General features: G+C 68.7%; 11 protein-coding genes and 1 tRNA gene. 8 read left to right on the forward strand and 4 right to left on the reverse strand.

Annotated elements, in window-relative coordinates:
* Nucleotides 1-7: 7 nt before the first annotated feature.
* Together acpS and GOHSU_RS09165 are read right to left on the reverse strand one after the other, a co-directional pair.
* Nucleotides 8-403, reverse strand: coding sequence for a holo-ACP synthase AcpS (acpS, locus tag GOHSU_RS09160; RefSeq protein ID WP_005940171.1), 396 nt, complete (start codon nucleotides 401-403; stop codon nucleotides 8-10).
* Entirely contained in the window at nucleotides 400-9669 is a 9270-nt protein-coding gene (locus GOHSU_RS09165) for a type I polyketide synthase (protein ID WP_005940173.1), read from the reverse strand. Before GOHSU_RS09165 ends, acpS begins: the two co-directional genes overlap by 4 nt.
* A gap of 423 nt (nucleotides 9670-10092) precedes the next feature.
* On the opposite strand from GOHSU_RS09165, the gene GOHSU_RS09170 reads away from it, so the two are divergent.
* Complete coding sequence (locus tag GOHSU_RS09170; RefSeq protein ID WP_005940181.1) at nucleotides 10093-11934, forward strand: YhgE/Pip family protein; 1842 nt, start codon at nucleotides 10093-10095, stop codon at nucleotides 11932-11934.
* A gap of 94 nt (nucleotides 11935-12028) precedes the next feature.
* Nucleotides 12029-12445, forward strand: a complete 417-nt coding sequence (locus GOHSU_RS09175; protein ID WP_005940183.1) for an HIT family protein — start codon at nucleotides 12029-12031, stop codon at nucleotides 12443-12445.
* Here GOHSU_RS09175 and GOHSU_RS09180 read toward each other — a convergent pair whose 3' ends face one another.
* Complete coding sequence (locus GOHSU_RS09180; protein WP_005940186.1) at nucleotides 12446-14194, reverse strand: DEAD/DEAH box helicase; 1749 nt, start codon at nucleotides 14192-14194, stop codon at nucleotides 12446-12448.
* A 154-nt stretch (nucleotides 14195-14348) separates the two neighbouring features.
* On the opposite strand from GOHSU_RS09180, the gene GOHSU_RS09185 reads away from it, so the two are divergent.
* The 3 genes from GOHSU_RS09185 (at nucleotide 14349) to GOHSU_RS09195 (ending at nucleotide 18604) form a co-directional block, all read left to right on the forward strand.
* The gene (locus GOHSU_RS09185) at nucleotides 14349-16136 is read left to right on the forward strand and encodes an AMP-dependent synthetase/ligase (RefSeq protein ID WP_005940189.1); all 1788 of its coding nucleotides are present in this window, start codon (nucleotides 14349-14351) and stop codon (nucleotides 16134-16136) included.
* Nucleotides 16137-16215: 79 nt separating this feature from the next.
* On the forward strand, nucleotides 16216-17478 hold the full coding sequence (opgC, locus tag GOHSU_RS09190) for an OpgC domain-containing protein (protein WP_005940192.1): 1263 nt from the start codon (nucleotides 16216-16218) through the stop codon (nucleotides 17476-17478).
* A complete protein-coding gene (locus tag GOHSU_RS09195) occupies nucleotides 17411-18604 on the forward strand; it encodes a trans-sulfuration enzyme family protein (RefSeq protein WP_029760066.1) in 1194 nt (397 codons plus the stop codon). The genes opgC and GOHSU_RS09195 overlap by 68 nt, the downstream gene beginning before the upstream one ends.
* Here GOHSU_RS09195 and GOHSU_RS09200 read toward each other — a convergent pair.
* Nucleotides 18601-20103 (reverse strand): DUF7782 domain-containing protein, encoded by a 1503-nt coding sequence (locus GOHSU_RS09200; protein WP_005940198.1) that lies wholly within the window; start codon nucleotides 20101-20103, stop codon nucleotides 18601-18603. The two genes, GOHSU_RS09195 and GOHSU_RS09200, sit on opposite strands and share 4 nt — an antisense overlap.
* An 82-nt stretch (nucleotides 20104-20185) precedes the next feature.
* On the opposite strand from GOHSU_RS09200, the gene GOHSU_RS09205 reads away from it, so the two are divergent.
* The 3 genes from GOHSU_RS09205 (at nucleotide 20186) to GOHSU_RS09215 (ending at nucleotide 22422) form a co-directional block, all read left to right on the forward strand.
* Nucleotides 20186-21853, forward strand: coding sequence for a hypothetical protein (locus tag GOHSU_RS09205; RefSeq protein ID WP_155821085.1), 1668 nt, complete (start codon nucleotides 20186-20188; stop codon nucleotides 21851-21853).
* A 10-nt stretch (nucleotides 21854-21863) separates the two neighbouring features.
* Nucleotides 21864-22310 (forward strand): hypothetical protein, encoded by a 447-nt coding sequence (locus GOHSU_RS09210; RefSeq protein WP_005940204.1) that lies wholly within the window; start codon nucleotides 21864-21866, stop codon nucleotides 22308-22310.
* A gap of 27 nt (nucleotides 22311-22337) precedes the next feature.
* A tRNA-Leu gene (locus GOHSU_RS09215) sits at nucleotides 22338-22422 on the forward strand.
* Nucleotides 22423-22693: the final 271 nt, after the last annotated feature.

Here is a 22693-nt window from a genome sequence, read left to right on the forward strand (position 1 = left end):
GCTCCGCCTACTCCCGCGTCTCCAGGATCGCCACCGCCGCGGCGGTGTTTCCGTCGTGGGTCAGTGAGACGTGGATGTCGACGTGACTCAGATACTTCGCCAGATCGCCGTGCAGACGCACCTTGGGCCGGCGCCAGTTGTCGGAGATGATCTCCACATCGTTCACCGCGGTCTCCGGCAGCACCGGCACCTGTGCGAATCGGCTCGACGACCACGCTTTGATGACCGCCTCACGCGCCGCCCAGCGCGCCGCCAGGTGCCGCGCGGGGTCCCCGGTCCGGGAATCGGCATCCCGCCGCTCCCCGACCCGGAAACTCATCGCGATGGTCGACCCCGGTTGCTCCAGCAGTTCAGCGAACTCGGGAACGTCGACGATGTCGAGTCCGATACCGACCACGCTCATCGAACAGCCCCCGCGGTGCCCGCAACGGCGGTCGCCGAGCCGGTGGCCGCATAGGCGCCCTCGGCGTCGAGCCGGACCTGCGGATCCAGCAGCAGGGCGGCCTCGGCGTCGTGCTCGTCAAGGTCCGCATCCAATCGGCGGTTCGGCGGGCGCTGGTAGGCCGACTCCACTCCGCACATCGCCTCCAGCAGGCGCTGGCGGCCGGTGCGCAGCCGCAGTGCGGACCGCTCCCGGTATTCGGCCCGCTGAGCATCGTCCAGCGAGGCGATGAAGGCCTCCGGATGCACCACGGCGATCAGCCCGGACACGTGCCCGAAGCCCAGCGAGGTCAGCAGACCCGCCTTCAGCCCGGACCGCTCGCCCAGCGCCAGCGGCTCGCGTGCCCACACCAGATGCGGATACTGCGCCATCTTCTCGTCGACGCAGTCGAGGCTGCGGTTGGGCGGGATGATCCCGTCGCGCAGCACCTGGCACAGACCGATCAGCTGGAAGGCGGCGGCACCGCCCTTGGCGTGGCCGGTCAGCGACTTCTGCGAGACGACGAACAGCGGTGCGCCGTCGCTGCGGCCGATCGCCGAGGCCAGCCGCTCGTGCAGCTCGGACTCGTTCGGATCGTTCGCCCGCGTCGAGGTGTCGTGTTTGGAGACGACGGCCACCTCGTCGGCGGTGACGCCGAGGGCCTCCAGCGACGCCGCCAGCGGCGAATCCTGCCCGCCGCGGGCCGCCCCCAGGGCACCCAGGCCGGGCGCCGGAATGGAGGTGTGCACACCGTCGCCGAAGCTCTGCGCCCAGGCGACGACGCCCAGCACCGGCAGTCCCATCTGGGCGGCCACATCGCCGCGGGCCAGCAGTACCGTGCCACCGCCCGCCGATTCGACGAAGCCGCCGCGGCGCCGGTCGTTGGCCCGGGAGAAACGCCGGTCCTCGATACCGCGTGCGGTCATCGCCGCCGAATCGGCCGTGGCCGACATGTCGCCGAAGCCCACGATCCCCTCGATACCGAGGTCGTCGAAACCGCCGGCCACCGCGAACAGCGCCTTGCCTAGGCGGATCTTGTCCACACCCTCCTCGACCGAGACGGCTGCGGTGGCGCAGGCGGCGACCGGGTGGATCATCGCCCCGTAGGAACCCACATACGACTGGACCACGTGCGCGGCCACCACATTCGGCAGCGCCTCCTGCAGGATGTCGTTGGCCTTGGCCTCACCGAGCAGGGTGTCCACGTACAGCGACCGCATGGAGGTCATCCCGCCCATGCCGGTGCCCTGCGTATTGGCGACCAGTCCGGGGTGCACCCAGCGCATCAGCTCGGCCGGGCTGAAGCCGGCGGTCAGGAAGGCATCCACGGTGGCCACCAGGTTCCACAATGCGACCCGGTCCACCGACTCGGCCATATCCGCGGACACACCCCAGCGCACCGGATCGAAACCGGTCGGGATCTGGCCGCCGACGGTGCGCGAGAGCTTCATCTGCCGCGGCACCCGGATCTCGGTGCCGGCCAGCCGGGTGACCGTCCAGTCACCGGTGTCGGCGTTGGCCCTGACCCGGGTGCGCTCGGGGTCGGCCGCGGCGAAGGCACGCGCCGCCGCCTCCGAGGGCACCGCGAAGCTCAGGTCCTCGTCCAGGAAGACCGACTCCAGCAGCGGCGCGGCGTTGTCGGTCATCGCACCGTCGTCGGCGTAGCGGCGGATGCCGCAGCGTTCGAGCACCTCGTCGTGATAGCGCTCGGCGATGTCCTCCTCGGCGATCCGGTCACCGGTGGCCACGTCGTACCAGCCCGGTTTGGGAGCGGTGTCCCACTGCACCAGCCCGGTGTTCCAGGCCAGTTCCAGCACGCCGGCGGCCGACAGCTTCTCGTCGACCTCCATCTCGAACCGGGTGCGTGCCGATCCGTACGGCCCGACCTCGCCGGCACCGACGATGACCACCAGATCCTCCGGGCGGGCATCGATCGGCGCCCAGTCGATCGGCGCGGGCAGTTCGGCACGGGCCGGGGCCGACAGCGCCGACACCAGCACCCCGTCCTCGTCCTCGGCGGAGTCCGCATCGGCGGTCGTCGGGTCGTCGCCGCCGGCCTGAGCCTGGTCGGCGATCGCCTTCAAATCGATCGAGGCAGGATCCAGGCCCGCGGTGAAGTCGGCCAGCAGCGGCGCGGTCCGGGCCGCCGAACGCTGTTCGACGCTGCACAGACCCAGCAGGTTCGCGGCCATCTCGTCGGTGCTCCAGGTCCGCACCCCGGCGGCCTCGACGGCGTCGACCATCGGGTCGTTGCCGCCCATCAGCCCGGTGCCGCGCACCCAGCCGATCAGCGCATGCGCCAGGCTGGTGTGCCCGTTCCAGGAGTCCTCGGCCGACCAGCGGTTGATCACCGCGTCCAGGGCGGCCTTGCTCTCGGCATAGGCGCCGTCGCCGCCGAACATGCCGCGGTTGGGCGATCCGGGCAGCACCACGTGCAGCCGGGCGTCCAGGTCGTGGTCGGCGCCGATGGCCGACAGGCCGCCGATCAGCCGTTCCACCGACCAGAGCAGCACCTTCATCTCCAGTTCGGCGCGCGCACCGGCGTCGGTGAGGTCACCGGCCACCCGCGGTGCGGCGAACGGGAACAGCAGCGTCGGCGCCATGACCGGCTTGACCACCACGGTGCTCGCCCCCAGGTTCTCGGTCTGCTCGCTGCCCAGCCATTCGACCAGTGCGTCGACGTCGGTATAGGCCGCCATATTGGCCGGCACCACCCACAGTGCGGCACCGGCGCGGGCGTGCTCGCGGTAGAGCTGCTTGTAGAAGGCCAGCCGCTCGCCGTTGAGCCGGGAGGTGGTGGCGACCACGGTCGCCCCACCGGCCAGCAGCCTGCTGGTCACGGCCGCGGCGATCGAGCCTGCCGAGGCCCCGGTGACCACGGCGATGTCGTCGGCGAACTCGCCGGGTTCGGCGACCATCGCGGCCTGCGCGATCGCCGCATACAGCCGGGCGTGCGCATCGGCACCGGTCTGCTCGGCGCGTCGGCGCCACCAGGAAGCGTGCTCGGCGACGGTCTGCCCGGCGCCGGTGAACCCGGCCGTGGCGATCTGGTCGAGTTCGTCCTCGGGGCGCAGCCAGATGATCGCCAGATCCTCGCGGGCGCTGGCCCACCGATCGTCGATCAGCACGGCGCGGTCGGCGTCGAAGGCGGGGGCGACGGTGCGCTGCCAGTCCGAACCCAGTTCGGCGCTGACCCGGTCGGCCAGCACCGCGGCATCCGGGTCGGCTTCGGGAGTCGACTCGGTGTCGGTGAGCCCCAGTTTGGCCAGCACGGTCTGCGCCGCCGTCGCCAGCACCCCGTCGGGGCCGGTCACCTGATCGGCGAACTCGCCGAGGGCGGCGGCATCGACCGCAGCGCCCCCGCCGGTGGCGGCCACCGGAAGTTCGACGGCGATGCCGCGGGCGGTACCGACACGGCGCACAGCGCGGTCGATGACCCCGTCCAGGCCGTCGGTGTTGGTCACCGGACCGTCGAGCAGATCGCCCAGATCACCGCCGCGGACGCTGGCCCCGTCCCGGGTGCCCAGCGCCAGTGCGACCAGCGCGTGCTGCGCCCACCCGGCACCCAGCTGCCAGTCGCCGGTCACCCGGTCGATGACATACGACTGCCGCTTGCCCAGCGGGCCGGCCACCTTGCGGAACTGATCGGCGACCGCATCGGTGAGGACCTCGCCGAGCGGCCGGTAGCCGCGGGCGAGCGAATCGACCTGCGCGGACAGCGCGGCCATATCCGCTTCGGCGGCACCGTCGATCGCACCGAGCCCCAGTTCGGCGCCGATGTCGAGCAGCAACTGGTTGCGGCGCGAGGAGACGCCGTCGCACAGTGCCTCGATGGTGTCGACCGCGCCGATCTGGTCGGTGCGCATCTTGGTCCACAGCGCGATCACCGAGCGGACCGCATCGGTCGGGGTGAAGACGATGTCGTCGGGACGCGGACCGGTCGCCGCAGCGGTCGGTGCCGCCGCGACGGGGGCGGCCGCCGGTGCGGCAGGAGTCTGGTCAGCGGCCGGAGCCTGTTCGACGACGTCCTCGACCGGCTCGACACCGGCATCCTGGGCCACCAGCAGATCGGCATCGCTCTCGGCGTTGAGCACTTCGGCGCTCACGGTGGCGTAATCGGGCAGCCGCAGAGTGTTGCGGGCCAGCCCGACCAGCGTCGGCGCGTTCTTGACGCCCACCTCGACGAAGCGCTGGGTGCCCAGGCCACCCTGCTCGGGGGCGCTGAACAGCAGGTCCTGCGTCTCGATCCAGCGGACCGGACTGGCGAACTGCCAGGCCAGCAGTTCGATCAGCAGCACCCGCGTTAGCTCGGCCGGCCGCTGCGACCAGGACTGCCAGTCGGCCAGCACCTGCTCGAGCGGTTCGGACGGCACCAGATCGGCGATCTCCTGCACGAAGTCGCGTTCGAGATTGAACAGGCGCGGCACCAGGTTCGGGATGTAGTGACCGACCAGGATCTCCGGGTCGATCTGGGCCGGCAGCAGCGCCTCGAGTTTGCCGCGGAACTCCGGCACTCCGGCGCGCAGCACCGTCGAGTGGAAGGGCACGTCGATGCCGGGCACCAGAATGAACGCGCGCTTGCCACCGAATTCGGCGACGCGGCGTTCGATCTCGGTCTGCAGCGCCGCCAGACCGGCGACGGTGCCGGCGATCGCATACTGCGAACCCAGCAGGTTGAGGTTGACCACCTCCAGGAACTCCCCGGCCTGCTCACCGATACCGGTGACGAAGGCGATCACCTCGTCGTCGGCCAGTCCGAACTGGCTCGGCCGGATCGCGGCCATGCGGTAGTCGCTGCGACCCTGCGCGTCTCGGGGCACCAGGTGGTGCATGGCGCTGCCCCGCTGGAAGACCACTTCCAGGACCGCTTCCAGCGGCAGCACACCGGCGCACGCGGCCAGCGCATTGTATTCGCCGACCGAGTGGCCACAGGTGATCGCGCCGTCGACGAAGCCGCCGGCCTCGCGCAGTTCGGCGACCTGCGCCACACCCAGGGTGGCCATGGCGACCTGCGTGAACTGCGTCAAGAACAGCACCCCGTCGGGATGGTGGTAGGTGACGCCGTCGGCGACCAGGGTGGTCGGGTTGTCCCGGACCACGGCCAGGATCGAGAAGCCCAGTGCCTTGCGGGTGTGCGCATCGGCCCGGTCCCAGACCTTGCGGGCGGCCTTGCTGCGCGAGCGCGCGGCCAGGCCCATCCCCTTGCTCTGGATGCCCTGTCCGGGGAAGGCGTAGACGGTGCGGGGTGCGGCCAGCAGTGCCGTCGCGGCCATCACCAGCTCGTCACCGACCTTGGCGGTCACCTCGACCACCTCGCGGCCGGCATCCATGCCGACACGGTCGATCCGGACGGTGATCTCATCACCGAGCCGGACCATGCCCAAGAAGCGTGCGGTCCAACCCAGGATCGCCCGCGGCGACGGCAGCGGAGTCTCCCGGTCGGCGGCGGTGAGGACCTGCTGGGCGGCGGCCGAGAGCCACATCCCGTGCACGATCGGCTCACCGAGCCCGGCCAGCCGGGCCGCCAGCACATCGGTGTGGATCGGGTTGCGGTCGCCGGAGACCACGGCGAAGCCGGTCATCTCCGCCGGCGCCTCGATGGTGGTGGTGCGCACGTGCTTGCGGGTGCCGGACCGTTCGCCGTCCGCGGCACCGCCGGCCCGGACCGGATCGGTCAGGTCGGCATCGCCGCTGCGTCCGCGGATCGCAAAGCGCTCGGTCAAGGTGGCGATCGACTCCCCGGCCGGGCCGGTCACCTCGATGCCGACCTCGACCACGCGCCCGGCTGAGCTGTCGTAGACCTCGCCCAGGCGGGCCTGCACCGTCAGTTCGGTGTCCTCGGCCGGGATCTGCCCGGTCAGCGCGACGGCGTGGTCCAGGTGCACCAGATCCAGCAGTCCCTCCACCACCGGAATCCCGGCCTCGGTGGTCGCCGCCCCCAGCACCGAGAACACGGCCGGCCAGCAGGCGGTCACCAGGGTGTCGGGCACCGCGAAGCCCAGCGGCTGCGCCGGGGTGACGGGTGCCAGGTGCATCGGCAGGCTGTTGGCGGTGACGCCGCTGTGATCGGCGACCGAGTCGGCCGACCATCCCACCGTGGCGGTGACGACACCGTCGTCGACCGGGTTCAGGCTTCCGCCGGCGGCGACGGTCAGCAGTTGACGCATCGCGGTGGCGGCCTCGGTGACACCGACGCTGGGCACCGCGCCGTCCAGGCAGGCGGCGCCGACCGAGATCGGGATGCGCACCGCGGTGCCGGCGACCGGGACCGACAATTCGAAGGAGGCCGGGTAGCTGCCGGCCTGGGAGGTCAGGGTCAGTTCGGCACCGGTCGGGCGGTGCTCGGCGAACTGACCGTCGTACACCTCCCAGCCGTCGGGGCTGCCCAGCATGGCGACCGGATTGGCGACGATGCGCCCGGCCCAGGAGACATCCGCCGATTCGATGAGGAGGGTCAGCGGACCCGCCGAGGGAACCTGGCCGGTGCGCCGCCGTCCGTCGGCGGGCCAGGCGTGTTCCCCGTCGGTCCGCAGGGTCTCGATGACGTGGTTCTCGAAGCGGTCGAGCAGCTCGCCGACCGGCTCGTCGACGCGGGTGATCCCGGCGACCGAGACCGGTCCGGGGATGATGCACACCTCATCGGCGCCGTAGCGCGGATCGTGGGCCTGCCACAGCGAGTCGCTGCGCCACCAGCGGCGCACATCCTTGTCGATCACCGGCACAAAGTTGACCGGCTTGCCGGGGGTGCGGCACAGCTCCAGGAAGAAGGCGACATCGGCCGGGTGCAGCACGTCCTGGTCGATCTGCGGGTAGGCCGCTCCCAGCGCCAGGATCGCCGCATGCGGGTTGGCCACCTCGTCGTCGAACAGGGAGACAAAGGTACCGGTGTCCTGCGGGTGCATGCGCGCCTCGGTGCGGCGCAGCATCTCGGTGAAGCGCTGCTCCCAGGTGATATCGGCCCAGGGCAGGGGGTCGCCGTCGGCCTCACCGACGGCCAGGTCGGCATAGCGGGTCAGCCACTGGCGGTAGGTCATGGTGTCGACGTCGCCGAAGTAGGGCTTGGCCGTACCGGCCATCGCCTCGATGATCTCGGCGCGCCGCTCCTGCACCGCCGCACCGTCCCCGGCCACCTCGTCGAGCAGCCGGCCGCAGCGCGAGGCGGTGTTGTCGATCTCGTGGATATCGGCTCCCAGCTGGCTGCGCCCCGAGGCCATGCCGGCCTCGCTGTGGCCGGCGCCGATCCACTCCTCGCAGCCGCGGGTATCGGCGAGCAGCTGCTTGACCTCCGGCGCGGTGGTGGCTTCGAGGGTGGCCATCGCCGCGGTCCCGATCAGGATGCCGTCCAGCGGCATCAGCGGGTATCCGTGCCGGGCCGACCAGTGGCCGGTCAGGTAGTCGGCGGCCCGCTCGGGGGTACCGATGCCGCCGCCGACGCAGAGCACCACGTTGGGACGGTCGCGCAGCTGCCCGTAGGTGGCCAGCAGCAGATCGTCCAGGTCTTCCCACGAGTGGTGCCCGCCGGCGCGGCCGCCCTCGACCTGCACGATGATCGGGAATTCGGGGACCTCGTTGGCGATCCGGATCACCGCGCGGATCTGCTCGATGGTGCCCGGTTTGAAGGCGACATAGTGCAGCCGCGCCTCGTTCAGCTCGGCGACCAGCGCGACCGCCTCGTCCAGTTCGGGGATGCCGGCAGTGATGATCACCCCGTCCAGCGGAGCACCGGTGCCGCGGGCCTTCTGGACCAGGCGCTTACCGCCCACCTGCAGCTTCCACAGGTAGGGGTCCAGGAACAGCGAGTTGAACTGGACCTCCCGGCCCGGTTCGAGCAATTCGGTGAGCCGAGCCAGATTGTCGGCGAAGATCTGCTCGGTCACCTGGCCGCCGCCGGCCCATTCGGCCCAGTGTCCGGCATTGGCCGCCGCGGCGACGATGGCCGGATCCACGGTGGTCGGGGTCATCCCGGCGAGCATCATCGGCGAGCGGCCGGTCAGCCGGGTGAACGGAGTGTCCACCACCGTGCGGCCGTCGGGCAGTTCGGCCAGCCGCGGCGCGTACAGCGCCCACGGCGCCGAGACCTCCGGGACGTTCCCGGGAACAAAGAGATTGCGCTGCCCCCCGCGCGTGGCGACCGGGACCGCACCGATCCCCTGCCCGCGGACCAGCGACGCGGACAGGCGGGTGGCGACATCACCGGGTCCGAAGTCCAGCAGCCACCGGGCGCCGCTGGCGACCACCTCGGCCACCTCGGCCACCCAGTCGACGTGCTTGACCAGGATCGCGTCGGCGTATCGGTGAGCCAGCGCCGGATCGAGTCCGATCCGCTGTGCCCACTCGGTCACCAGGGCCACGCCCGGCAGCATGTCCGGATGGTGGAAGGGCACCGTGGTCATCACGTTCTCGAAGACCGGAGCGAACGGCGAGCCGCCGGTGAGCTTGCGCTTGTGCTCATCGGCCGAGATCGCCGCCTCCTGCTCGCACAGCGCCTGGAACGCGGCCAGCTGCCGCGGGGCACCCGACAGCACGACGGCGCGCCGCGAATTGTGCACCGCGATGGTCGGGGCCCCGATCCGCTGGGCGGCGGGCAGCTGGGCGACGTACCGGGCCAGCAGGACCTCCACCTCGCGCGGGCGGACCTGCGAGATCGACAGCATCGGCGAGACCTCGGCGGTCCCGGCCAGTCCGTGGCGCCGGGCCGTCAGTGCGGCGGCGGCACCGATCAACTGTGCCAGGGCCAGCAGCTGGGCATCGTCGGCGTCGCGGGGGGTGCCGTCCACGGCGAGCGCTTCGGTGGCCAGGGCTCCCTGGGAGTGGCCCAGCAGCGCGATGGGCGGCACCTGTGCGGTGTCGAGGCCCTGTTTGGCAATCGAGGCGATGGTGGCCAGCTGGGTCAGCAGCACACCCGGCAGCGACACGGTGACTTCGGCCAGTTCCCGTTCACCGGGGACCGCACGATCCTCGTCCAGGCCCCGCAGCCAGGTGATCGGGTCGAACGGCCGGGCGCCGGCCCGGGCCAGTTCGTGGGCCACCGGCGCGAGCAATGCGGCCGCCGCGGCGACCACGTCGTTCAGCTCCGACTCCAGATCGGCGTCGATGGCCACCTCGGTCAGCGTCGGCAGCCAGGCTCCACCCTGACCGCCGAAGCAGACGGCGAAGGCTTCGCCCTGGACGAGACGGTCGAGCAGACTCGGTTCCGGTGCTGCGGTGTGGTCGTTACGCGAACTGGAACGGAACTGATCGAGGGTCACAAGCTCTCCTGGGGGTGCACGGAAAAGGGCGAACGACGGCGCGCGTCGACCGGTCCATCATGGCACTCAAATATGAGGCTTCCCTCATGTTTACCTCCGACCCGGAGGTATACCCACTGGTAGAACGACGAGTAAGCGCTTTCACCAGGAACTTCAGGGTCCGCGGAATCGTTATCGTTTCGTTATACTCGCCGGGTGTGCTTCTCGCTCTGGCGCACTGGTCGCCACGAGCAGCGACGACAGCGCCGCAACTGCGCGCCGCACCGAATTGACGACACCGAGCCCCGGAGGATTACCGATATCCCGCTACCGACAGGTAACCTAATGTCCGAATATGCCGAAAAGTGAGCGCTATCTCATCACTTCAGCCGCTGCGGCTGCGGCTTCCCCCTGCAACCGGCGTCCCCCACTGAAAGACAAGAGATGACAACGACTTCGACCCCGAAGACGGGCCTGCAACGTTCGCGGCTGCTGCGGCTGATTGTGGCCGTACTGGTACTGATCCCGCTGGTGGTCTCCGCTATCTACATGTGGGTCCTGTGGGATCCGACCAAGACGGTCAAGGATATGCCGGTGGCCATCGTCAATCAGGACGTCGGCTACACCGACGCCTCCGGTGAGACCAATGCCGGCGCGAACGTGGCGAACAACCTCGTCGAGTCGGCGGCCCTCGGTTTCCAGGTGGTCGACAGGAAAGCCGCCTACCAGGGTCTGAACGAAGACGATTTCTACTTCGTCATCGACATCCCCAAAGACTTCTCGCAGTCCCTCAAGACGATCACCCAGCCCGAGGCAGCACCGGCCCTGATCACCGTCACCTTCAATGACAACAACACGATCAAGGCCTCTTCGATCGGCGCCTCGGCGATCGAGAAGATCTACGCCAGCGTGCTCAAGGGCGTCTCGTCCACGACGACCGGCGCACTGGTCGACGGCACGCAGAAGCTGGCCGACGGGCTGCGCACCGCAGCCGACGGTTCGCAGCAACTCGCCGACGGCACCTCGACGCTGGCCTCCGGCGTCACCGAGGATCTCGCCCCCGGCGTCGATCGCGCCCGCGAAGGCAGCACCAAGCTGGCCGCCGGTGCGAACACCCTCTCCGACGGAATGCTGACCCTGCAGTCGGGCACCGACACCCTCGGATCCGGTGCCACCGAACTCGCCGACGGCATCGAGCGCCTCACCGGTGCGATTCCGCTGGCTGAGGTCAACCAGCTGCTCAACCAGGCACAGAGCGTGCTCCCGAACGCCTCGGCGCTGTCGACCGTCCAGGAGCTGATCTCCGGTCTGGAGCGGCTGCAGGCCGGTAGCCGCGAGATCGCCACCCAGCTGACCGACCCGAATGCCCAGTACCGCAGCGGCGTCGACCGACTCACCGACGGCGCCGCCCAGCTCAAGGACGGTACCGCCGAGCTCGCCGCCGGCATGGTCACCCTCGATGCCGGCGTGGACCGCCTGTCCGCCGGCGCCGTGCAGCTGCAGGAGGGCGCCGGCCAGCTGGCGACCGGACTGACCGCGGGCGCCGAAGCGGCCCCCGATTTCGGTGGCGAAGAAGAGCGCATGTCGCTGGCGGCACTGCTGTCCACTCCGATGACCAAGGAGCACCAGAACCTGGCACAGGCTCAGTTCAGCGGCCCCGGTGGCGCACCGGCCATCCTGCTGATCGCCTCCATGCTGGTCCCGATCGTCGTCTTCCTGACCTTCCGCGGTCAGCGGTTCGTGAGCGATGAGGAAACCCCGCGGACCCTGGCCGATGTGGGCCGCCGGGCCGTCGCGGTCAGCGGGGTCAGCCTCGCCGTCATGGCCGTCGTCGGCGTATTGGCCTGGATCACCCGCGATCCGATGCCCGAACCGGCCCGCATGTGGCAGGTGGTACTGATCACGATCGCCGCCACGCTGATGAACGTGGCCCTGGTGTCGGTGTTGTTCACCCTCTTCGGCTATATCGTCGGCACCCTCGCATCCCTGTCCTGGTTCATGTTGCAGCTGTTCTCCTACGGCGGCATCTGGATGATCCAGACCATGCCTGCACCGTTCAAGTGGCTGAACCCGATCTCGCCGCTGACCTACGTCCGCGACGGCTACATCGCCGGATTCAACGGTGTCGGCGGATTCTGGGGGTCACTGGTCATCCTGATCGTGATCGGTCTGATCGGCCTGGCCATCACCTTCTGGGCGGCCGGTTTCCAGCGCAAACGCTACGAGAAGGCGCGTCAGGCCCTGTCCGACGAACAGACCGAACAGCTTGTCGGAGCCGTCGACTGACGACGCGGCTCAACGCACAGGCCGGGCCTTTCCGACTAAGTCGGAAAGGCCCGGCCTGTCTCTGTTGCGCTCAGTCCTTGGCACACTGGTCGCCATGAGCAGCGACTGCATCTTCTGCGCCATCGTCGCCGGCACCGGCCCGGCCGACATCGTCTACACCGATGAGCACATCGTCGGCTTTCTGGACATCCGCCCGATCACCGTCGGGCACACCTTGCTGGTACCGCGCACCCACCACACCGGCCTGGCCGATCTCCCCGCCGAAACCGGCGCGCGGCTCTTCGCCGCCGGACAGCGCGTAGCCGCCGCAGCCAAGGCCGCCCTGGACGCCGACGGCATCAATCTGGCCCTCAACGACGGCAAGTCCGCGTTCCAGACGGTCTTTCACACCCATCTGCACGTCGTGCCCCGACACAGCGGCGACAAGCTGCAGTTCGCCAAGGGGCTGCTGACGCGACGCGGCGGCGACCGAAAGTCGATCGCCGCCGCATTGCGGGAGGAATTGAGTTAACTAGCCGCGACCGCGACCGGCCACCCGCGGGGAACGCTTGCCCCAGTGGTCTTTCTTGCCACCGGAGTGCTTGCTGTAGGACCCCTTGCGGCCGCCGCGCTGTCCGGGCGGGCCCATATCGCGGCGCAGGTCGATCGGATTCTTGCCGATGCGGGTGTGCTTGAGCAGGGCAAGCGTCTCATTGTCGAGATCGTCCGGCAGCTCCACCAGCGAGAAATCGTCGCGGATGCTGATATTGCCGAAATCGTTGCGGGTCAGGCCGCCCTCGTTGGCGATCGCGCCGACGATGGCACCCGGGGACACCTTGTGTTTGCGCCCGACCGCGATGCGGTAGGTGGCGAACTTGCCGCCGCCGCGCCGTTCGCGTCGTTCCCCGCGGTCCCGATCGCGGTCGCGCCGCTCCCCGGGCGACGGATCCGGAGCCAGCAGGAAGCCGCCGTCGCGGGTCTCCAGCGCCAGTGCGGCCGCGATATCGGCCAGGGCGACGTCGTTCTCCCGCGCATAGGTCTCGATCAGACCGCGGAACATGTCCAGGTGCTCGGATTCGAGGTTATTGGTGATCGCCTCGCCGAACTTCACCACGCGCTGGGCGTTGACGTCGTCGACCGACGGCAGATCGATCTCGGTGAGCTCCTGGCGCGTGGCCCGCTCGATGGCCCGCAGCAGATGCCGTTCACGCGGGGAGACGAACAGCAGCGCCGTGCCCGAACGGCCCGCCCGGCCGGTGCGGCCGATGCGGTGCACGTAGGACTCGGTGTCGTGCGGGATGTCGTAGTTGACCACGTGCGAGATCCGGTCCACGTCCAGACCGCGGGCGGCCACATCGGTCGCTACCAGGATGTCGATGCCGCCCTCTTTGAGCTGGTTGATGGTCCGCTCACGCTGGGCCTGCACCATATCGCCGTTGATCGCCATCGCCGACAGGCCGCGGGCCCGCAGCTTCTCGGCGAGCTCCTCGGTACCGGACTTGGTCCGGACGAAGATGATCATCCCGTCGAACGGCTCCACCTCGAGGACTCGAGTAAGCGCGTCGAGCTTGCGCTGGTGCGAGACGGTCAGATAGCGCTGGGTGATGTTCGACGCGGTCGAGGTCTGCGCCTTGACCTTCACCTCTTGCGGATCGTCGAGGTACTTGCGCGCCAGCCGGCCGATGGTCGGCGGCATGGTCGCCGAGAACAGCGCGACCTGCTTGCTGTCGGGGGTGTCGGCGAGGATGCGCTCGATATCTTCGGCAAAGCCCATCGACAGCATCTCGTCGGCCTCGTCGAGCACCAAGAAGGCCAGCTCGGACAGATCGAGGGTGCCCTTGTCCAGGTGGTCGATGATCCGGCCGGGCGTGCCCACGATCACCTGCGCACCGCGGCGCAGCCCCGACAGCTGAATGCCGTAGCTCTGTCCGCCGTAGATCGGCAGGACCTTCACTTCGGGCATCCGCGAGGAGTAGCGGCCGAAGGCCTCGGCCACCTGCAGCGCGAGTTCGCGGGTGGGCGCCAGGACGAGGGCCTGCGGCTTGCGGGCCGAGGCGTCCAGGCGCGACAGGATCGGGACGGCGAAGGCCGCGGTCTTACCGGTTCCGGTCTGCGCCAGGCCGACCACATCGCGTCCGGCCATCAACGGCGGAATGGTGGCGGCCTGAATCGGCGACGGCGTCTCGTAGCCGACCTCGTCGAGCGCGGCGAGCACGCGTTCGTCGATACCGAAGCCCTCGAACGTTCCGGCGGGTGTACTGGTGTCTTCGGCGTCGCTCATGCGCGCTCACAGGTGTTCATCAGAACGTGATCCTACCTGAGGAAACCCCTGTGACATGCACCACTTGACTCGCTGGTAGGGTTTTTCGCTACGGGGTTCGTCCGAACCGCCCAATGCGCACATTTCAGAAGCTTGAGACTCGAGGAGAGCCGCCATGCAGGAGTTCAGCACGCCGTCCAATCTGACCGTGGGTGATGACGTCACGACCATCACCCGGATCCAGGACCTCCGCCGCAACAACCCCTCGACCCCGGTCTTCAAGCGCCTCGGCGACTCCGGCCACTGGCTGAACGTCACCGCCGAGCAGTTCGCCGGTGAAGTCGACGCCGTGGCCAAGGGCCTGATCGCCAGCGGCATCGAGCCCGGCGACCGCGTCTCCCTGCTCTGTTCCACCCGGTACGAGTGGAGCCTGCTCGACTACGCCATCTGGCGAGCCGGTGCCACCACGGTCGCGATCTACGAGACCTCGGCACCCGATCAGGTCGACTGGATCCTCAACGACTCGGGCACCAAGCTGCTGATCCTCGAGAACGACGAGCACCGGACCAAGCACCACGAGGTCATCACCGCGGCATCGGCGCTGCAGGAGACCCTGGTGATCGACCAAGGTGCGATCGTCGAGTTGCGCAAGCGCGGTGAGAACGTCCCCGATTCGGCACTCGACGAGCGCGAAGCCAACTCCCGCTCCTCCGACGCGGCCACGCTGATCTACACCTCGGGCACCACCGGCCGGCCCAAGGGCGTCATGCTGACCCATGCCAACTTCATCTCCGAAGCGGCTGCGGTGCGCGACTCGGTCGGCCCGGGCCTGACTGCCGGAAAGACCACGCTGCTGTTCCTGCCACTCGCGCATGTCTTTGCCCGCGCCATCGCGGTCGGCTGCATGGAGAACGGTGTGGTGCTGGGTCACACCAGCGACCTGCCCAACCTGGTGGAGAACCTCGGCGTCTTCAAGCCGAACTACGTCCTGTCGGTCCCGCGCGTCTTCGAGAAGGTCTACAACTCGGCCCGCCAGAAGGCGATCGACGGCGGCAAGGGCGGCATCTTCGACAAGGCCGCCGACGCCGCGATCGCCTACAGCAAGGCGCTCGACGGGCGCGGCCCCGGCCTGGGCCTGAAGATCAAGCACGCCGTCTTCGACAAGCTCGTCTACGGCAAGCTGCGCGACGCACTCGGCGGTCAGTGCGAGGCAGCCGTGTCCGGCGGCGCGCCGATGGGTGCCCGGCTGGGCCACTTCTTCCGCGGCGTCGGCATTCCGGTCTTCGAGGGTTACGGCCTCACCGAGACCACCGCCGCGGTGACCGCCAACAACGAGGAGCACAGCCGCATCGGGTCGGTCGGCCGCCCGGTCCCGGGCGTCTCGATCGCCATCGCCGAAGACGGCGAGGTCCTGCTGCGCGGCCCGATGATCTTCACCGGGTACTGGCAGAACGCCGACGCCACCGCCGACTCCATCCGCGACGGCTGGTTCCACACCGGCGACATCGGCTACCTGGAGGACGGCTTCCTCTTCATCACCGGCCGCAAGAAGGAACTGATCGTCACCGCCGGCGGCAAGAACGTCTCGCCGGCACAGCTCGAGGACACCATCCGGGCACATCCGATGGTCAGTCAGTGCCTGGTGGTCGGCGACAAGATGCCGTTCATCGGCGCGCTGCTGACCATCGACCCAGAATCGGCACCGGGCTGGCTGGAGCGCCAGGGCCTGCCGGCCGACACCTCGATGGAGGAGCTGGCCAAGAACCCGGTGCTGCGCGCCGAGTTCGAGGAGGCCGTCGCCTCGGCCAACGCCAAGGTCTCCGCGGCCGAGCAGATCAAGAAGTTCGATGTGCTGGCCACCGACTTCACCATCGACACCGGTGAGCTGACCCCGACGATGAAGCTCAAGCGCAACGTCATCCACGACACCTACAAGCAGGCCATCGCGGACCTCTACTCGTAGTCACATCAGCCACTTAAGTCACACCAGTCACGGCGCGCCGCTCCTCTCGCAGGGGCGGCGCGCCGTACTGTCTGCAGGTATGACCGGGAAAAGGACTGCCTCCGGGCGGGATCTGGCCATCGACGGCACCCGCGGCGTGGCGATCTGGAGCATGGTCAGCCTGCACTTCGCCAACGGCATGCTCATCGCCCTGCCGACTCATGCCTATCCCTTCGTCGACGGCATGAGCGCCTTCGTGCTGCTGTCGGGCCTGGTGCTGGGTCTGGTCCACCGGCGCTGGATCGCGCGCCACGACCTGGACTTCGCCTACCGCAATCTGGCCAAACGCGTGGGGGTGCTCTATCTGGCCCAGCTGTCGATCGCGCTGTTCGCGGTGGCAGCCGGGATGTTCCTGACCGCCGGTCAATTCCGGATGCTCACCGTACTGCCGCCGGACCTGCCCCTGGCTCAGCAGCTGTGGTGGGCCGTGACCATGCGATTCCTCCCCAGTGGCGGCAGCATTCTGGTGGTCTACATGGTGTTGATGACGCTGGCCTTCGGCGTTTTGCCGCTGCTGGCCCGCGGCCGCTGGCAGCTCGTCCTGGCGATCTCCGTCGCCGGGTATACGGTCAGCCAGCTCACCTCAGCGGACTGGATGGTGATCTACTCCTCCCCCGTCACCGGTCCGGTACAGAACTGGCTGGCCTGGCAGATCCTGTTCATTCCGGCGATGGTGGTCGGCTGGCACTGGACCGATTGGCAACTGCCGCAGCGCCTGGACGCCGCGGCCCCGGCGCTGCTGGGCATCACCGCGGCGCTGTGGGTGGCCCTGTTCTACGGCTGGCGCAGCGGCGCCTTCACCCACGCCACGGCGCTGGTCAGCAAGGTGAATCTGGGCCCGATCCGGGCACTGGCCGCCTGGCTGGTGGTCACCGCGGTGTATGTCCTTTTCCGTCGGCTCCTACAGTGGAAGTACCACGTCTGGTCCCGGCCGCTCGTCATGGTCGGGGCGCGCAGCCTGGATTCGTACGTGATTCAGGCGCTCGCCCTGGTCGCCATCCCGATGCTGGTCGTCTTCCGGCCGTGGGGTCCGGGTGTCTCGACTGCGGTCACAGTGGCCGTCTTCGCCGCCTGCTGGGGCTGGGCCGAATTCCGCCGGCACCTGCAGGTCGACAAGCTCCATCGCTTGCCGGCGATCCTGTCGGCCCGGGCCGGCCGGCGTCCGGCCGACGAGCCGGAATCGGCGAGCAGCGAAGGAGAACGACGTGACCACACCGCAAGAATCACGACCGGATCTGGGGCGACCCGATGGCCTCGGCGAACTGACGCTGAGCGTGCACGGCGGGAATCTGCCGCACACTGACGGGGAGCCGATCCGAGTGCCGATCACCATGGCGAACTCGTATCACCTGCCCTACGACCCGTCGACGCTCGACTGGTCGAGTCCCGACCATCTGATCTACACGCGCAATACGGGTGTCAATCAGGTGGCGCTGCAGCAGAAGCTGGCCGCCCTCGAGCACGGCGAAGATGCCCTTGCCCTGGCGTCCGGCGTGGCCGCCCTGCACGCGGTGTTCTTCACCCATGTCTCCTCCGGCGACCACGTCATCGTCTCCGACACCACCTACGAGGCGACCTACAAGCTCTGGACGACGCTGCTGCCGCGCAAGTACGGCATCGAGGCGACCTTCGTCGACATCACCGACCTGGACGCCGTGGCTGCCGCGATCCGGCCCAACACCCGACTGATCTCCACCGAGGTGATCGCCAATCCCACCACCAAGGTGGCCGATATCGCCGCACTGGCCGACCTGGCGCACCGCCACGACGTCCTGTTGATGGTCGATTCGACGTTCACCCCGCCGCCGCTGTTCCGCCCGCTGGAGCACGGCGCCGATCTGGTGGTGCATTCGCTGACCAAGTACATCAACGGACACGGCGACGCGATGGGCGGCGCGGTGATCGGCAGCGCCGAGTTGGTCGCACCGATCCGGGCGCAGGCCATGGTCGACGTCGGCGGGGTGATCTCCCCGTTCAACGCCTGGCTGATCGTGCGCGGCTCGGTCACCCTACCGCTGCGCCTGGCCCAGCATCAGGCCTCGGCCGCGCGCTTGGCGCAGTTCCTGCACGACGACCCCCGGATCGCCTACGTCGCCTACCCGGGCCTGCCGGATCATCCGCAGCACGCGGCCGCCGCCCGGCAGTTCGGCGAGCGCGGCTACGGGGCGATCATGGCTTTCGCGCTCGCTGGCGACCCGGCCCTGCAGAACAGATTCGTCGACGAACTCAAGGTGATCACCTCGGCGGTCTCGGTCGGGCACGACGAGTCGCTCATCGTGCACGTGGGAACCGGTGGACCGCGAGTAGCGGCCTATCCCGAGCCCTTCCAGCGCTACGGGCATCTGCGCTTCTCGGTCGGGCTGGAAGATACCGAAGACCTGCTCGCCGATCTCTCCGCTGCCTTGGATGCCGCGGCCGGACCGCGCTAAACCCTGGCGGCGTACAGGATGCCCCGGCCGATCGCCTCGCGGACCGCCGGCATGGCGGCCTGCGTCAGCGCCTGCGGATCGACACCGTTGAAGTCGGCCAGCAGGTCCAACAGCACCCCGAGCGGCACCTCACCGCGACAGCCGGCCAGCAACGCCGTCATCACCTCGTCCACCGGCAAGACCGCTCCGGGCCCGCCCGGCCGGGTCACAGCGGCCGAGACCTGCTGCCAGCCTTCCGAGCCCGGCAGGCTTTGCGTCTCCAAGAAGACCGGCGAGGTGCTCAGCGGGGTCTCGCGCAGTTGCGCGTCCGTGGTGGCACGCAGAAAGTCCCGTCGCGCCCACCAGGCCTGGGCTTCGAAACCGGTGACCTCCTGGCCTGCGGCGGTGATCTCCTCGATCACCACATCCGGCGCCCGGTCGGTCTCCGGCTTGCGGAGCATCACCAGCCCCATCCCGATGCCGGCGATCTGTTCACGTTCGAACCAGTCCAGCCAGCGGGCACCGCGCTCGGCCGCGCCTTCAGGGGATTCTCCGGCATCGGCGACCCACAGCGAGATGTAGCTGATCGGGTCGGCCAGCTCACGCTGGACCACCCAGGCATCCAGCCCGCTGGCCCGCACCCAGGCGCCGATCCGCCGGTCCCAATCGTCCTCGTCGTGCACGATCCAGTTGGCGAGCAGTTGCGCCACCCCGCCCGGTTCAAGATGGTCGCCGACCTGCTCGATGAGCTCGCGGCTGATGCCGTCGCCCTCGATACCCGAATCGCGGTAGATGTAGTCCTGGCTTCCCGTCCCGACGACGAACGGCGGATTGGCCACGATCAGATCGAAGCGTTCCCCCGCCACCGGCTCGAAGAGACTGCCCTGCCGCAGCTCCCACGACATCCCGTTGAGCCGCGCCGTCACACCGGCCAGCGTCAGCGCCCGCGGGTTGGTGTCGGTCGCAACGATCTGTTCTGCATGAGAGTCCAGGTGCAGCGCCTGAATACCGCAGCCGGTACCCAGGTCCAGCACCCGTCGCACCGGCGTCCGGATCACCGCCTGCGCCAGGGACATCGAGGCGCCGCCGATCCCCAGGACGTGATCGTGCGCCAGTGGACCCGAGCGCAGCAGCGCGTCCTGATCGCTCACCACCAGAAAGTCGGCGTCGTCGCTGCCGTGGGGACGGATGTCCAGCACCGCCCGGTATCCCGCACCGTCTGGAGCCAGTACTCCCTGGCGAACCAGAACCTCCGGCGACAGCGGCGAAAACGCCTGCTCCACAAGCGATTCAGGCTCGACGGAGCCGAGCAGGAAGAGGCGGATCAGGGTCGCGAGCGGCCGCTGCTGCTCGTCGGCCCGGGCGGTGGCGCGCAGGGCCGGCCACCAGGTTCCGGCAATCAGCGTGTCCCCGGCGGATTCCCCCAGCAGAGCGGCGATGCCGTCGGAGGTGTAACTCCGGTTACGCAGCACCTGTCCCAGCGAGTCCACCACGGCTTCGTCGTTCAGCACGATCGTCACAGCGGAAAGCCTACCGACAGGATTCTCAGGCTCTACATAGGTTATGGTCACCTTTGTTCTGAAAGTCGGGATCGGGAGCCACGTGAAGAAATCTATCGCCGGCGCGCGCCTTCAGCGCCGCCTTCTCGAGGCAGTCACCATCGTCGTGACGGCGGCTTTCATGGCCAACGCCGCGATCCCCGACAGCCGGGCCGCCGAGCTGTTCACCGCCGCGGTGAGCGCCCCGACGCCGGTCGCCAAGGACAAGGCCGCAAAGCCCACGCCGGCCGCCGAGAAGCCCGCGCCCAGCTACCAGGAGCGGCAGGACTCGATCGCCAAGCAGAAGCCGCTGCTGGCGACTCCGAAAGATCACACCGGCCAGACTCAGTGTGTCAGCGCGGAGTTCGCCTCCCTGGCCGTCGTCTACGACTCGATCTTCGAGTCGCTTGCCCCCACGCTTCCCGCCGCGGTGCTCCCGCAAGCTCGGGCGATCCGCAACCAGACTCAGCGCGATATGCAGGCCATCATGGTCTCCACCCTGCTGATCCCCGAGCATCCACTGACGCTGGGCGCCGACCGCAACGATCCGGCCTATAAGTACCGCACCCCGCTGTCGGAGCTGGTGGTCTCGAATCTGCTCAAGGTGCGTGACGGCCGCGAGGGTGAGGCCGTCCCCGTCGCGAACCTGAGCCTGATCCAGGCCGTGGAGATCTCGTACCTGTTCATCTTCGTCGGGATCCTGGCACCGCTGGGCTTCGGCGTGAAGAGCGTCGGTGAGTTCCCAGATACCGACGTGCCCATCGATACGCTGCTGCGGATCTTCGGTGCAGCCAGCACCCAGATCACTCACGTGCTGGCTAAGGCCACCACCGATGCGCTGCTCGACTCGTGTGTCGCCGAGGTCACCGCCGAGCAGAAGGAATTGGCCGGCAAGCCCAGCGAGAAGGTGCGCTTCCGTATCGACGTGCCGGCGATCGTGCGTGCCACCGCCGATCAGCTCGCACTGGCCGATGCGCAGACCTGCACCCCGATCGGTGACCTGAGCCTAGGCCGGATCGTCAGCCGTACCGCGCAGTTCGCGCGCGACAATGCATCCTCGGCCGCTGACAAGCGCACCATCACCGCACAGGAGAAAGACATCCTGCGGAGCATGCGGTCGGTGCGGATCCACCACCACTTGATCCCCGCCGATCCGGCCGACTTCACCACGCCGGAGAGCCTGATCTCGGGAATCGGCACGGCGGTGCCCATCATCGGCGGCGCCCCGATCGACATCCTGCTGGGACTGAACCACAACCGCGGTACCGGTGCCGACTTCGCCGAGACCGTCAGCATCGCCGATCTGACCGTCACCAAGTCCCTGACCGCCGCCTACTACTCCTGGCACCTGTCGCTGTACTTCGCCAGCCTGCTGACCGAACCGATCAGCCTCCTCGGCCTCGACCCCCTGATTCCCATCCCTGGCCCCGAGAACCTCCCGATCTCCCCGTCGCGCCTGATCATCGAGACCGCACGGCTGCCACTCACCTACGGTCTGATCACCTACCACCACGTCGTCCGTTCGATGTGCCTGCGGGAGGATGACACGTCCGGTACCGGCCTGGGCGCTGAACTCAACAAGTCCGACCCCGAGGCCGCAGCCGCCGCCCAGAAGGCCGCTACCGCGAAAGCTAAGAGCAAGGCGAAGTCCACCCCTAAGCGCAAGCCCACGACGCGGAAGCCGTCGGCGGCCACGTCCCCGAGCACGCAGCCGCGCTCGGCACAGCGGTAGTCTCATCCGGGTGGAAAGCAGTGAACTGGGCGGCCTGCTCGATGACCGGCTGCGTGAAGCCCGCTCGGCACGCAACCTGTCTTTAAGCGCCTTGACCACCGGCACGACGACACCGACCGTCGAGCCTTCCTCGACGGTGCTGTCGCGACTGGTCTGCACCGTACAACGGCTCGGCCCCGCCCGTATCCTGACCAGACTGCTCAGCCGGAACGATGACGCCGTGAACACACGGGTGCTCGAGCTGAAGCCCGGCGATCGTCATACCTGGTCGGTGACGGACACCTCGACAACCGAGTACCTACTCGTGACCGCGGGCCAGATACTGCTCGACGACCAGACACGGCTGTCCCCCGGCCAGGTCTACACGGCGGCGGTCGACGACGCTCCCGGCGGACACCTCTGCACGGCCGGCGGCGGCCAACCGGCCACCGCCGTCATAGTGCGGACGGCGCGGTAGTCTGGTCCCGGTCGACTCCGGCCGCATGCGCGAGTGGCGGAACTGGCAGACGCGCTGGATTTAGGTTCCAGTGTCTTCGGACGTGAGGGTTCAAGTCCCTTCTCGCGCACCATCGCTCAGGTCGCGACATCTTCCCCCAAGGTGTCGCGACCTGTTCTTTTCCATTGCGCCACAAGACATTTCCACTCACCTGACATTGCCGAACGATTCTGAAAAAAATCTTTGTTCGAACACTTGCGCTATCGGAATATGAGCGTAGACTGATGTTAGTGATATAGAACACAGCACCGAAAGGGGGTGGGGGCGGTGGTGAATGTTGATCGCAGTTCGGCGTGGACGCGGGTGGATTTGTCGCCGGCGGGCATGATCGCGCCGTCTCCGGG

It is taken from the genome of Gordonia hirsuta DSM 44140 = NBRC 16056 (assembly GCF_000333015.1).
In the GTDB taxonomy this organism is placed as follows: domain Bacteria; phylum Actinomycetota; class Actinomycetes; order Mycobacteriales; family Mycobacteriaceae; genus Gordonia; species Gordonia hirsuta.

Excerpts from the sequence above, each read along its gene's own strand:
- acpS (WP_005940171.1), bottom strand. The coding sequence starts at position 403 with ATGAGCGTGGTCGGTATCGGACTCGACATCGTCGACGTTCCCGAGTTC.
- GOHSU_RS09170 (WP_005940181.1), top strand. The coding sequence starts at position 10,093 with ATGACAACGACTTCGACCCCGAAGACGGGCCTGCAACGTTCGCGGCTG.
- GOHSU_RS09175 (WP_005940183.1), top strand. The coding sequence starts at position 12,029 with ATGAGCAGCGACTGCATCTTCTGCGCCATCGTCGCCGGCACCGGCCCG.
- GOHSU_RS09180 (WP_005940186.1), bottom strand. The coding sequence starts at position 14,194 with ATGAGCGACGCCGAAGACACCAGTACACCCGCCGGAACGTTCGAGGGC.
- GOHSU_RS09185 (WP_005940189.1), top strand. The coding sequence starts at position 14,349 with ATGCAGGAGTTCAGCACGCCGTCCAATCTGACCGTGGGTGATGACGTC.
- opgC (WP_005940192.1), top strand. The coding sequence starts at position 16,216 with ATGACCGGGAAAAGGACTGCCTCCGGGCGGGATCTGGCCATCGACGGC.